Annotated in this window: 10 protein-coding genes; 3 read left to right on the top strand and 7 right to left on the bottom strand. The window is 62.5% G+C overall.

Translation table 11 applies throughout. The features are described 5' to 3' along the window. The 3 genes from BLX42_RS03845 to BLX42_RS03835 all read right to left on the bottom strand — a co-directional run. On the bottom strand, positions 1 to 1,059 hold a 1,059-nt coding region (locus tag BLX42_RS03845), incomplete at its 3' end, for an MFS transporter (RefSeq protein WP_161871183.1). 221 nt (positions 1,060 to 1,280) lie between these two features. Next, positions 1,281 to 2,123: a mechanosensitive ion channel family protein gene (locus BLX42_RS03840; RefSeq protein WP_046784866.1), complete on the bottom strand. Its 843-nt coding sequence runs from the start codon at positions 2,121 to 2,123 to the stop codon at positions 1,281 to 1,283. A gap of 112 nt (positions 2,124 to 2,235) precedes the next feature. Continuing rightward, on the bottom strand, positions 2,236 to 2,721 hold the full coding sequence (locus BLX42_RS03835) for a YajQ family cyclic di-GMP-binding protein (RefSeq protein ID WP_046784865.1): 486 nt from the start codon (positions 2,719 to 2,721) through the stop codon (positions 2,236 to 2,238). A gap of 102 nt (positions 2,722 to 2,823) precedes the next feature. Between BLX42_RS03835 and BLX42_RS03830 the strand changes: the two genes are divergently transcribed. From BLX42_RS03830 to BLX42_RS03820, 3 genes are read left to right on the top strand one after another with little or no spacing between them, the layout of a single operon-like run. After that, positions 2,824 to 3,741: a putative 2-dehydropantoate 2-reductase gene (locus tag BLX42_RS03830; protein WP_125923882.1), complete on the top strand. Its 918-nt coding sequence runs from the start codon at positions 2,824 to 2,826 to the stop codon at positions 3,739 to 3,741. A gap of 37 nt (positions 3,742 to 3,778) precedes the next feature. Continuing rightward, on the top strand, positions 3,779 to 5,809 hold the full coding sequence (locus BLX42_RS03825; protein WP_046784863.1) for an ATP-binding protein: 2,031 nt from the start codon (positions 3,779 to 3,781) through the stop codon (positions 5,807 to 5,809). Between the two features lies 1 nt (position 5,810). After that, positions 5,811 to 6,377 carry a cob(I)yrinic acid a,c-diamide adenosyltransferase gene (locus BLX42_RS03820; RefSeq protein WP_161871182.1) on the top strand — a complete coding sequence of 189 codons (567 nt, stop codon included), beginning with the start codon at positions 5,811 to 5,813 and terminating at the stop codon, positions 6,375 to 6,377. Between the two features lie 42 nt (positions 6,378 to 6,419). Here the strand turns inward: BLX42_RS03820 and BLX42_RS03815 are convergent, their stop codons facing one another. The 4 genes from BLX42_RS03815 to secA form a co-directional block, all read right to left on the bottom strand. Further along, on the bottom strand, positions 6,420 to 7,364 hold the full coding sequence (locus BLX42_RS03815) for a Nudix family hydrolase (RefSeq protein ID WP_125923881.1): 945 nt from the start codon (positions 7,362 to 7,364) through the stop codon (positions 6,420 to 6,422). Then, a complete protein-coding gene (locus BLX42_RS03810; RefSeq protein ID WP_046784860.1) occupies positions 7,361 to 7,993 on the bottom strand; it encodes a glutathione S-transferase family protein in 633 nt (210 codons plus the stop codon). Before BLX42_RS03810 ends, BLX42_RS03815 begins: the two co-directional genes overlap by 4 nt. Before the next feature lie 119 nt (positions 7,994 to 8,112). After that, entirely contained in the window at positions 8,113 to 9,330 is a 1,218-nt protein-coding gene (argJ, locus tag BLX42_RS03805; protein WP_125923880.1) for a bifunctional glutamate N-acetyltransferase/amino-acid acetyltransferase ArgJ, read from the bottom strand. Between the two features lie 187 nt (positions 9,331 to 9,517). After that, positions 9,518 to 12,253 carry a preprotein translocase subunit SecA gene (secA, locus tag BLX42_RS03800; protein WP_046784858.1) on the bottom strand — a complete coding sequence of 912 codons (2,736 nt, stop codon included), beginning with the start codon at positions 12,251 to 12,253 and terminating at the stop codon, positions 9,518 to 9,520. Positions 12,254 to 12,557 lie beyond the last annotated feature (304 nt).

The raw sequence follows: 12,557 nt of genomic DNA, 5'->3' as shown, positions 1-12,557 counted from the left end.
CACCAAGCCTTTGCTCTGATCGCTGGAGAACAGTGTCATGCGGTACAGCACCGCATTGGCCACGCCCAGGCCCAACGCATACAGCGACATGCCCGCCACCACGCTGGTCACGGTGGGCCAGTACCAGGTGGCAAGCACCATCAGGCACAAACCTGCCAGGTATGGCCACAGCGCACCGCGCACCAGCGCCGGCAGCGGATAGCGGTCAGCGATGCGGTTGATGATCAGGTTGCCCAGGATCAGCCCACCGAATACTGGCAACTGCCACAGGGCGTATTCCATCGTGCTGAGCCCCTCGTCGTGGATCAGCAATACCGGTGACAGGCCGATCCAGCCGATCAGCGGCAGGCCCACCAGGCCCAACGCCGCGCTGCCGGCGACGAAACGCCGGTTGGCCAGCAGCTGGCCATAGCCCGCCAGTAGCGGCAGCAGGTGGATCGGCGTGAACGCCAGGCGTGAGCCGTCGCGCCGCTCCACGCCCAAGGTCTCGGGCATCAAGCGGTACAGCAGCCCCCACACCAACACAGCGCCAACGGCGAACGCCACGAACAGCCAGCGCCAGTCCAGCCATTGCAACATCAGGGTACCCACCAGCGGGCCGAGCAGTGGCGACAGCAAGGCAATATTGGCCAGCAACGCCATCATCCGTACCGCATCGGCCTCGCTGAACGCTTCGTTCAGGGCCGGGTAGCTTACCGTCACCACAAAGCCCAGGCCGATGCCTTGCACTAGCCGCAGCAGGTTGAAAAGGCCAATGTCCTGCACCCAAAAGGTGGCCAGGCAAGCCGCACCAAAGAGCGCGCAACCGGCCAGCAGCAGTGGGCGACGACCATAACGGTCAGCCAGCGGGCCGATCAGCCACTGCAGCACCACACCACCGAGCAGGTACAGGTTCAACGCGTGCGGGATGTATTCGGGGCTGGCGTTCAGATGGTCGACCACCACCGGCATGGCTGGCATGACGGCGTCGCTGGCCAGGTAGGTCAGCAGTTCGAACAGGGCCAGGGTCAGGCCGAACAACAGGGCTCTGAGAGGGGTGATGTACAGCAATGGTTTCATGGTGGGGTATCGGTGCAGAGGCAGGTGGGGTCAGGCTATATGCCAGAAATGACGCGGCTTGGCTGTGAACAAGTGTAAATACAAGGGGCCGCTGCGCGCCCCAATCGCCGGCAAGCCGGCTCCTCCAGGCCCACTGCAAGCATCAGGCGCAGTGCATACCTGTTAGAGCCGGCTTGCCGGCGATTGGGCCGCACAGCGGCCCCCATGGTGCAACCTCAGCGTTACTGCGCGGCAGGCTCCTGGACCACACGAATCACCCGCTGCGGGAACGGAATGTCGATTCCTTCGGCCTTCAAGCGATCACGCGCATGTTCATTGAGCATGAACAGCACATCCCAGTAATCGCTGGTCTTGGTCCACAGGCGCAAGGATACGGTGATAGAGCTGTCACCCAGGGTCGCCACCACGGCCTGCGGCGCCGGGTCGGGCAGCACGCGAGGGTCCTGCGCAAGCTCCAGCAATACGTTGCGCGCCTTCTGCAGGTCAGCCTCGTAATCCACACCTACGTCGAACACCACCTTGCGCGTCGGCTGGCGGTTGGTATTGGTGATGATGCCGTTGGACAAGCTGCCGTTAGGCATGATCACTGTCTTGTTGTCACCGGTGCGCAGCACAGTGTGGAAGATCTGAATGCTGTCCACCGTGCCCGCCACACCCTGCGCCTCGATCCAGTCACCGATGCGGAACGGGCGGAACATCAGGATCAGCACGCCACCGGCAAAGTTCGCCAGGCTACCCTGCAGGGCCAGGCCGATGGCCAGGCCGGCGGCACCGATGGCAGCGACGAAGGAGGTGGTTTCGATGCCGATCATCGAGGCCACACTGACCAGCAGCAGCACCTTCAGCACGATGTTGGCCAAGGTGCTGATGAAGCCCTGCAGCGCCAGGTCGGCGTTACGCAGACCCACCAGTTTGCCCAGGCGGGCGCTGACCTTGTTGATGATCCACCAGCCGACCGCCAGGGTCAGCAGTGCCAGCAGCACACGGCTGCCGTACTCCATGATCAAAGGGATCCAGGTCTGCGATTGGCGGACCAGCTGATCGACTTCAGCGTTCAAATCCATGTTCATCTCCTGATGCCGAACGGCAAGTACACGGTAAAACCGGCCGCGAAAAATTCAGCGGCCATGGCCCCCATGGACATCATTGCGCCATCGGGGTTCCTGGCAACAAGGATCAGTCGCGGAAGTTGTTGAACTGCAGCGGCATGTCGAACTCTTTGGCACGCAAGGCAGCAATGGCCTCTTGCAGGTCATCACGCTTCTTGCCGGTCACGCGCACCTGCTCACCCTGAATGGCAGCCTGGACCTTGAGCTTGGCATCCTTGATGTGGGCGACGATCTTCTTGGCCAGCTCTTTGTCGATGCCTTCGCGGAACTTGGCCTCCTGCTTCATTTCCTTGCCCGAGGCGTAGGCGTCTTGGGTTTCCAGGCATTTCACGTCGATCTTGCGCTTGACCAGCGCCAGGCGCAGGATCTCGATCATCGCTTCGAGCTGGAACTCAGCCTCGGCAGTCAGCAGCACGGTCTGTTCCTTTTCCTTGAACTCGAAGCTGCCCTTGCCCTTGAGGTCGTAACGACGGTCGAGCTCCTTGATGGCGTTTTCGACGGCGTTCTGCACTTCGTGCTTGTCCAGTTCCGATACCACGTCGAACGAAGGCATGGTTGTTCTCCATAAAATAAAAGCGCGCTCGGTCTGAAGATGGAGCGCGTCGGGGTTTGAAGGTTAAAATGCGGGCTTATTATAACGGGTTGCGAAACGCAGATGAGCAGCACCTGGCATATTCTCGGCGCCGGTAGCCTCGGCACCCTCTGGGCTTGCCGACTGGCACGTGCCGGCAAGGCGGTGCGCCTGATTCTGCGCGATCGGCAGCGGTTGCTGGCCTATGAACAGGCTGGCGGCCTGACGCTGGTCGAACAGGACCACGCCAATCATTACGCGATCCCTGCCGAAACAGCCGATACCAACGGGCCGGTGCACCGCCTGCTGGTGGCTTGCAAGGCCTACGACGCAGCACCTGCGATCGCACGGCTGGCCCCGCGCCTGGCCGCTGGCGCGGAAATCGTGCTGCTGCAGAACGGGCTGGGCAGCCAGGACGAAGTCGCCGATCAGGTACCGCTGGCCCGCTGCATCTTCGCCTCCAGCACCGAGGGCGCATTCCGCGAGGACGACTGGCGGGTACGCTTTGCCGGCCACGGCTTCAACTGGCTGGGCGACCCGGCCAACCCCGCGGCGCCAGAGTGGTTCGACGAGCTCCATGACGCTGGCATCCCGGCTGAATGGACCGTGGACATACTTACCCGCCTGTGGCGCAAGCTTGCGCTCAATTGCGCGATCAATCCGCTGACCGTGCTGCATGACTGCCAGAACGGCGGGCTGCTGGGGCACCTGAGCGAAGTCGATGGGTTGATTGCCGAACTCGGCGAGCTGCTGGGACGGTGTGGCCAACCCGAAGCTGCCGATAATCTGGGCGAAGAAGTACAACGGGTGATCCTCGCCACGTCAGCCAACTACTCTTCGATGTATCAGGATGTGCGCGCAGGCCGGCGTACCGAGGTGCATTACCTGCTTGGCCATGCCTGCCGCTCAGCCGCGCGCCATGGCATGGTGCTACCTGGGCTGGAACGCCTGCACCAGCGGCTGGTCGATAACCTGCGCGCACGTGGCTTGCCAAGCGCCTGACGCGCCCTTTCAACCGGATACGGACATTGCCTAGCCCATGACCTTGCGCCAACGCCTGGAAAACCTCCCGGTCGGGCAGAAGCTGCTGGCCGCCCTGCTGGTACTGCTGGTGACCATCCTGCTGGTGGCCAACCTGACGTTCATCAGCGCCGCCTACTGGATCACCCAGGAAAGCATGGCGCCGCAAGCGTTGCAGACCATCGGCCGCCTGGTCGCCAACCCTCAGCTGGCAGCACGCGCCGGCGAATCCCAGGACACTGCCACGGCGCTGCTCAAAGAGCTGGACAGCTATACGCCGCTGCGCGCTGCGGCGGTCTATGGTGGCGATGGTCGCATGTTGGCCCAATTGCAACATGGCGACCCGCTGGCCCTGCCCAAGCGCTATCGAAACATCGACGGCTGGCGCCTGATGGAATTTCGCAGCACCCAACTGATCCGTATCCCCCGTGATGCCAGCCCGCCCGCGCACCTGCTGCTGGTGGCCAGCAGCGAACTGCCAACCGCGTTCTACACCGGCACCCTGAGCGCCAGCCTGGCGATCCTGGTGTTCAGCATCCTGCTATGGCTGGTCATCGCCCGGCAGATCAAACGCCTGATCACCCAGCCGATCAATCAGCTCGAAGAACTCAGCCGCCAGGTCACCCGTGAAGAAAGCTACGCGCTGCGTGCCAAAAGGGGCAACGACGATGAGATCGGCAGCCTCGCCGACGCTTTCAACACCATGCTCTCGCGCATCGAGGCGCGCGAGCAGCAACTCAAGCGCACCCGCGACGAATTCCAGGACGCTTACGATCAGGCCCAGGGCCTGGCCGAGGAAACCCGCCACACCAACCGCAAGCTGGAACTGGAAGTCCAGGTGCGCAGCAAGATCGAGAAAAAGCTCACGGGCTTTCAGAACTATCTCAACAGCATCATTGACTCCATGCCCTCGGCGCTGATCGCCCTCGACGAGCAGCTTTATGTCACCCAGTGGAATCACGAGGCCACGGTGCTCTCCGGCACGCCGCTGGACGAAGCGCTGAACCAGCCGATCTTCATCGCTTTCGAGCCGCTCAAGCCGTTCCTGCCGCAGCTCAAGGAAACCGTGGAAAAACACCGTGTCGCCAAGATCGAGCGGGTCACCTGGGCCAAAGGCGAAGACACGCGCCACTACGCCCTGACCTTCTATCCGCTGATGGGCGGCGGCGGCCGCGGCGTGGTCATCCGCATCGACGACATCACCCAGCGCCTGTCGCTGGAGGAAATGATGGTGCAATCGGAGAAGATGCTCTCGGTCGGTGGCCTGGCGGCCGGCATGGCACACGAAATCAACAACCCGCTGGGCGCGATCCTGCACAACGTGCAGAACATCCGCAGGCGACTGTCGCCGGAGCTGCCACGCAACCAGGAGCAAGCCAGCGAGCTGGGCATCGACCTGCCCAGCGTCAATCGCTACCTGGAAAGCCGCGAGGTACCGCAACTGCTCGACGGCATTCAGCAGGCGGGCGCCCGGGCGGCCAAGATCGTCACCCATATGCTCAGTTTCAGCCGCCGCAGCAACCGCCAACTGGCGCCCTGCGACCTGCCGGCATTGATCGACCAGGCCGTGGAAATCGCCGGTAACGACTTCGACCTGACCATCGGTTTCGATTTCAAGGGCCAGGCCATTGTCCGCCAGTTCGACCCCAACCTGGGGCCGGTGCCGTGCACCGCCAACGAGCTGGAGCAAGTGCTGCTGAACCTGCTGAAGAATGCCGCCCAGGCCATCCACCAACGGCCTCAGCCCAGCGAGCCAGGAAGGATCACCTTGCGTACCCGGCTCAGCCCGCCGTGGGCCGAGATCCAGGTCGAGGACAACGGCGTCGGCATGCCCGAAGCGGTCCGCAAGCGCACCTTCGAGCCCTTCTTCACCACCAAGGAGATCGGCCAGGGCACCGGGCTCGGTTTGTCGGTTTCCTACTTCATCATCACCAATAACCACAAGGGGCAGATGGAAGTGCAGTCCACGCCCGGCCAGGGCACCTGCTTCACCCTGCGCCTGCCCCTCGGCCAGCCGTCGGCAGCGGCCCCGAACCAGACGGAGACATGACATGGGCTATCGCCTGTCGAAGATTTACACCCGCACCGGTGACACAGGCGAAACCGGCCTGGGCGATGGGCGCAGAGTGCCCAAGGACCACCCGCGGATCGAGGCAATTGGCGAGGTGGACAGCCTTAACAGCCAGCTTGGGCTGCTGCTGGCCGGCCTTGCAGAGCAAGGTCTGGAGGAGGTCAGCGAGGTTCTGGCGCCATGCCAGCACCGCCTGTTCGACCTGGGCGGCGAGCTGGCGATGCCCAGTTACAAGGCACTGAACGAGGCCGAGGTGGAACGGCTTGAGGCCGCCATCGATGGGTGGAACGAGGAACTGGGGCCTTTGACGAACTTTATCCTGCCCAGTGGATCGGCGCTGATCGCCCAAGCACACGTCTGCCGAAGCCTGGCACGCAGTGCGGAACGACGCTGCCAGCAACTGAATGCGGTTGAGCCGCTGGAAGGCGTGGCGCTGGCGTATATCAATCGCCTTTCCGATCTGCTGTTTGTGGCGGCGCGGATCATCGGGCGGCGGCAGGGGGTTGCCGAGGTGTTGTGGCAGGCTGCGGACAAGCCAGCAGGCTGACACCGCAAAGGGGCTGCCTGGCAGCCCCCTGCGACGGCCGCCTCAGGCCTCAGGCCAAAAGGCCCGAATCCCGGCAACACCTTGCGCCCCGGTTTGCCAGGCCCGCTCACGCTCGCCTGGCCCAACACCACCGAGCAGGAACACCGGCTTGCCGAACCCGGCAATCAAGCGCTGAGCCTCATCCCAACCCAGCGGCGAGGCCTCAGGATGCGTCTGCGTCAGCTGCACTGGCGAGAGCGTGACGAAATCCACACCCATCTGCTCAGCCAGTGCCAGCTCTTCAGCACTGTGACAGGACGCTGCCAGCCAACGATCTTTAGGGAAAGGCCGGCCCTTGGCGGCGTATTTGCGCAGTTGCGCAGCCGTCAGGTGCCAGCCTGCCGCGGGGAAGTCGCCCAACCACTCCAGCGGCCCCTTGAGCATCAATTGCGCCTTGCCCGCACATAGCCCCACCGCATCCACCGCCACATCGCGGTACTTGGGGTCGTACATGTCCGGCGCACGCAACTGGATCAGGCGGATGCCGGCGGCGACAGCCTTCTGGATGCCCTTGAGCATCTCGGGCACGTCCAGGCCGTCCGGGGTGATCAGGTACTGATCGGGCAAGCGCGCGGCGGCCACGATCGGCTTGTTGGCCTCGGGGAACTCATACTGTGGCAATTCCCTCGGCGACACCCAGGCCAGCGGCTGCCCTTCAGCCCCGTGGGGTTCACCGGTGAACGCTTCGACCTCACGGACATCGAGCAACACCTGTTTGTCCGGGTAGTCGTGGCTGACTTTGATAAGCGCCCGTGAACGGGTCACTTCGATACCCAGCTCTTCGCGAAGCTCGCGAGCCAGCGCCGCTTCGACGCTTTCGCCCTCCTCCACCTTGCCGCCAGGGAATTCCCACAGGCCACCCTGATGCTGGCTGTCGGCCCGTCGGGCAATGAGGATGCGGCCGTCTGTACCGCGAATCACCGCTGCTGCTACATGAATCCGTTTCACCCTTCACGCTCCGCCAGGCCTGCTTGCTGCCAGGCCTTGAAGGCCGGCCATTGGTAAATGGTTTCGATATAGCTCGCAGCCTGCGCTGGCACCTCTACACGGTAAGTACGCAGGCGCACGGCAACCGGGGCGAAGAAGGCATCGGCCAGGGTCGGCTTGCCGAACAGGAACGGGCCGCTGTCCTTGGCCACCAGGCGGCATTCGGACCACAGCGCGACGATACGGTCGATATCCACTTGCACATCCAGCGGGATGTTTTCCAGCGCTTCGTCACGGGACAGATCGAAGGGCATGGCGCCACGCAGGGCGAAGAAACCGCTGTGCATCTGCGCACAGGCCGAACGGGCCTGGGCACGGGCTGCCACATCGACAGGCCACAAGTGGGCCTCGGGGTGGCGCTCGTTAAGGTATTCAGCGATGGCCAGGGAGTCGGCGATCACCCCGTGCTCGGTCTTGAGCAGCGGCACCTTGCCGGTGGAGGAGAACGCGAGAATACGCTGACGGGTGTCGGGCTGGTTGAGTTTGATCAGGGTTTCTTCGTAGGGAACTCCGGCCAGCTCAAGGGCCAGGGCGCCGCGTAGCGACCAGGAAGAATACAGCTTGTCGCCGATGATCAGGTGATAGCTCATGGGTCGGCTCCGATGATGTGGCAATGTCGGTGGCCTTGGGGCTGCTGTGCAGCCCATCGCCGGCAAGCCGGCTTCCACAGGTGGCTGCGAGCAGGCTTTTCGGCGATCAGGCCATTGGATCAGGTACGGTATTCGGCGTTGATCTTCACGTACTCGTGGGACAGGTCGGTGGTCCAGATGGTTTCGCTGCACTGGCCACGGCCCAGCTCGATACGGATGGTGATCTCTTCCTGAGCCATCACTGCCGAGCCCTGCTCTTCGGTATAACTCGGGCTGCGGCCGCCTTTGCTGGCGATACACACATTGTCGAGGTACACATCGATCAGGCTTACATCCAGCGCAGGCACCCCAGCGCGCCCTACGGCAGCAAGGATACGGCCCCAGTTCGGGTCGGAGGCGAACAGCGCGGTCTTGATCAGCGGCGAGTGAGCGACAGCGTAACCGACATCCAGGCACTCCTGATGGTTGCCACCGCCATTGACCTGCACGGTCACGAACTTGGTAGCGCCTTCGCCGTCACGGACGATGGCCTGGGCCACTTCCATGCACACTTCGAACACCGCCTTCTTCAGCGCTTCGAACAGCGCGCCGCTGGCCTCGGTGACTTCCGGCAGGCCCGCTTTGCCGGTGGCGATCAGCATGCAGCAGTCGTTGGTCGAGGTGTCGCCATCGATGGTGATGCGGTTGAACGACTTGTTGGCGCCGTCGAGCATCAGGTCCTTGAGCACGGCCGGGGCAACTTTGGCGTCGGTAGCGATGTAGCCGAGCATGGTGGCCATGTTCGGGCGGATCATGCCGGCGCCTTTGCTGATACCGGTAACGGTGACGGTCACGCCTTCGTGCTGGAACTGGCGGCTGGCGCCCTTGGGCAGGGTGTCGGTGGTCATGATGCCGGTGGCGGCTTCAGCCCAGTTGTTTTCCGACAGGTTGTCCAAAGCGGCCTGCAGGGCACCTTCGATCTTTTCGACCGGCAGCGGCTCACCGATCACACCGGTGGAGAATGGCAACACCGACTCGGCAGGCACGCCGGTCAGCTCCGCAAGCTTGGCGCAAGTGCGCTCAGCGGCGGCCAGCCCCGGCGCGCCGGTGCCCGCGTTGGCGTTGCCAGTGTTGGTCAGCAAGTAACGCACAGTGCCCTGAACGCGTTGCTTGGCAAGGATCACCGGTGCTGCGCAAAAGGCGTTGAGGGTGAACACGCCTGCCACGCTGGAGCCCTCGGCGCAGCGCATGACCACCACATCCTTGCGCCCTGGGCGCTTGATGCCGGCAGAAGCGATGCCGAGTTCAAAACCCGGAACCGGGTGCAGGGTGGGCAAAGGACCAAGACCAACAGCCATTAGAGCGCTCCTAGAAAAACGGTGAAGTGATGAGGAAAGAGCGGGGCCGCTTCGCGCCCCATTCGCGGCACAAGGCCGCTCCTACAGGGACCGCGCCAACCGGTGGGCGAGCGCGATATGTGAGAGCGGCCTTGTGTCGCGAAAGGGCCGCAATGCGGCCCCAGGCTTTTACAAACGTCTGTTCAGATCACTCGATCTGACCATGGCAATGCTTGAACTTCTTGCCCGAACCACACCAGCACGGCTCGTTGCGGCCCAGCTTCTGATCGTTGCGCACCGGGGCAACGGCGACTGCCACTTCGGCACCTTCTTCACTCAGTTGCTCGCTCTCAAGGCCTGGCGCAGGGGCGTGCTGGAACTGCATGCGGCTGGCCAGTTCTTCGGCTTCGCGGCGCAGGCGGGCCTCTTCTTCGACCGGGTCTTCGCGGCGTACCTGAACGTGCGACAGCACGCGGATGGTGTCGCGCTTGATCGACTCGAGCAATTCCTGGAACAGGGTGAAGGATTCGCGCTTGTATTCCTGCTTCGGGTTCTTCTGCGCGTAACCACGCAGGTGAATGCCGTGGCGCAGGTGGTCCATGGTCGACAGGTGGTCTTTCCACAGGTCGTCCAGCACGCGCAGCAGGATCTGCTTCTCGAAGGTGCGCAGGGCGTCGATGCCGGCCTGGTCTTCCTTCTCGTTGTAGGCGTCGGTGATTTCCTTCAGCAGCTTCTCGCGCAGGGTCTCCTCGTAGAGGTGATCGTCCTCGTCGAGCCACTGCTGGATAGGCAGCTTGATGGCGAAGTCGCTGGCCAGCGAAGCCTCCAGGCCGGCAACGTCCCACTGTTCGGGCAGCGACTGCGGCGGGATGTGCTGGCTGATGGTGGCATCGAGCACTTCCTGACGGAACTCGGCGATGGTGTCACCGATGTTTTCGGCAGCCAGCAGGCTGTTGCGCATGTGGTAGATCACCTTGCGCTGTTCGTTGGCCACGTCATCGTATTCGAGCAGTTGCTTACGAATATCGAAGTTGCGCCCTTCGACCTTGCGCTGCGCCTTTTCGATGGCGTTGGTGACCATGCGGTGTTCGATGGCCTCACCGGACTGCATGCCCAGTGCTTTCATGAAGTTCTTCACCCGATCGGAGGCGAAGATACGCATCAGGCTGTCTTCCAGCGACAGGTAGAAACGGCTTGAACCCGGGTCGCCCTGACGGCCGGAACGGCCACGCAGCTGGTTGTCGATACGGCGCGATTCGTGGCGCTCGGAGGCGATCACGTGCAGGCCACCGGACTCGATCACCTGCTGGTGACGCTTCTGCCAGTCGGCCTTGATCTGGGCGATCTGCTCGGGGCTTGGGTTCTCCAGGGCAGCCACTTCGGCTTCCCAGTTACCGCCCAGAAGAATGTCGGTACCACGACCGGCCATGTTGGTAGCGATGGTCAGTGCACCCGGAGCCCCCGCTTGCGCGATGATCTCGGCTTCCTTTTCGTGGTACTTGGCGTTCAGGACCTTGTGCTCGATGCCTTCCTGCTTCAGCAGGTTCGACATGTGCTCGGAGGTTTCAATGGTCGCAGTACCCACCAGAACCGGACGGCCCTGGGTCATGCTTTCTTTGATGTCGGCAATGATCGCGGCGTACTTCTCGTCCGCGGTCAGGTACACCAGGTCGTTGAAGTCCTTACGCGCCAGCGGCTTGTTCGGCGGAATCACCATCACGTTGAGGCCGTAGATCGACTGGAACTCGAACGCTTCGGTGTCGGCGGTACCGGTCATGCCGGACAGCTTGGTGTACAGACGGAAATAATTCTGGAAGGTGGTCGAAGCCAGGGTCTGGCTCTCGGCCTGGATGTTCAGGTTCTCTTTCGCCTCGATGGCCTGGTGCAGGCCTTCGGACAGACGACGGCCAGGCATGGTACGGCCGGTGTGCTCGTCGATCAGCAGGACCTGACCGTCCTGAACGATGTACTCGACATTGCGGTGGAACAGTTTGTGCGCACGCAGGCCGGCATAGACATGAGTCAGCAGGCCCAGGTTGTGCGACGAGTAGAGGCTCTCGCCCTCAGCCAGCAGGCCGGACTGGGTGAGCATCTCTTCGATGAACTGGTGACCGGCTTCGTTGAGCTCGACCTGGCGGCTCTTCTCGTCGATGGAGAAATGGCCTTCCTGGGTGACCTGGCCTTCGACTTCTTCGATGTGCTGGGTCAGGCGCGGGATCAGGCGGTTGATCTCGATGTACAGCTTGGAGCTGTCTTCTGCCTGGCCGGAGATGATCAGCGGCGTACGGGCTTCGTCGATGAGGATCGAGTCGACTTCGTCGATCACGGCGAAATTCAGTTCACGCTGGAATTTCTCTTCCAGGCTGAAAGCCATGTTGTCGCGCAGGTAGTCGAAACCGAACTCGTTGTTGGTGCCGTAGGTGATATCGGAGGCATACGCAGCGCGCTTTTCCTCTGGTGGCTGGAAGGCCGAGACGATGCCTACGGACAGACCGAGGAATTCGTACAGAGGGCGCATCCAGTTGGCGTCGCGGCGGGCCAGGTAGTCGTTGACCGTGACCACGTGCACCCCTTTGCCGGAAAGGGCGTTGAGGTAAACGGCCAGGGTACCGACCAAGGTCTTGCCTTCACCGGTGCGCATTTCTGCGATCATGCCCTCGTGCAGGGTCATGCCGCCGATCAGCTGCACATCGAAGTGGCGCATGCCCATCACCCGCTTGCCGGCTTCACGGGCCACGGCGAAGGCTTCAGGCAGCAGTTGGTCCAGTGTCTCGCCTTTGGCCAGACGCTCCTTGAACTCTGCGGTTTTGGCGCGCAGTTGCTCATCGGAGAGGGCGACCATTTTCTCTTCGAAGGCATTGACGATGTTCACCGTCTTGAGCATGCGTTTGACTTCACGCTCGTTCTTGCTTCCAAAAAGTTTCTTTAACAAAGGCGCAAACATATCGGCAGGATCTTCCACACGTAGGGATGGAGGGCGGCCCCATGAGTCGCCCGTGCAGCCCTTGGGCCGCATGCGAACGAGCATTCTACCCGGAAACGATGGTGAGGAAAGTGGTGGATTTCCACGATGCTGGCACAGCGCTTTGGCGGGGGCGTTTCTAAGATAAGGGCATTTTCGCTGAGTTCAACCCGGAGCATCATGAAACGTATCGAGAATGACTCGTATGCTGTCTGTGTGCGATGGCGCTGGCGCCGTCAGTGGGGCCGACAGAGGTGTTAGACTGCCAATCTTGTAACCTGATGCG

The sequence above is a fragment of the Pseudomonas sp. SG-MS2 genome (assembly GCF_009933855.1).
Taxonomy (GTDB): Bacteria; Pseudomonadota; Gammaproteobacteria; order Pseudomonadales; family Pseudomonadaceae; genus Aquipseudomonas; species Aquipseudomonas putida_E.
Note: the sequence above shows the minus strand (reverse complement) of the source record. Positions and strands in the feature narration are given on the sequence as shown.

What these genes read in the sequence shown, in the direction of transcription:
- BLX42_RS03840 (WP_046784866.1), bottom strand. Translation starts at nt 2,123, where the DNA reads ATGGATTTGAACGCTGAAGTCGATCAGCTGGTCCGCCAATCGCAGACC.
- BLX42_RS03835 (WP_046784865.1), bottom strand. Translation starts at nt 2,721, where the DNA reads ATGCCTTCGTTCGACGTGGTATCGGAACTGGACAAGCACGAAGTGCAG.
- BLX42_RS03830 (WP_125923882.1), top strand. Translation starts at nt 2,824, where the DNA reads ATGAGCAGCACCTGGCATATTCTCGGCGCCGGTAGCCTCGGCACCCTC.
- BLX42_RS03825 (WP_046784863.1), top strand. Translation starts at nt 3,779, where the DNA reads ATGACCTTGCGCCAACGCCTGGAAAACCTCCCGGTCGGGCAGAAGCTG.
- BLX42_RS03820 (WP_161871182.1), top strand. Translation starts at nt 5,811, where the DNA reads ATGGGCTATCGCCTGTCGAAGATTTACACCCGCACCGGTGACACAGGC.
- BLX42_RS03810 (WP_046784860.1), bottom strand. Translation starts at nt 7,993, where the DNA reads ATGAGCTATCACCTGATCATCGGCGACAAGCTGTATTCTTCCTGGTCG.
- argJ (WP_125923880.1), bottom strand. Translation starts at nt 9,330, where the DNA reads ATGGCTGTTGGTCTTGGTCCTTTGCCCACCCTGCACCCGGTTCCGGGT.
- secA (WP_046784858.1), bottom strand. Translation starts at nt 12,253, where the DNA reads ATGTTTGCGCCTTTGTTAAAGAAACTTTTTGGAAGCAAGAACGAGCGT.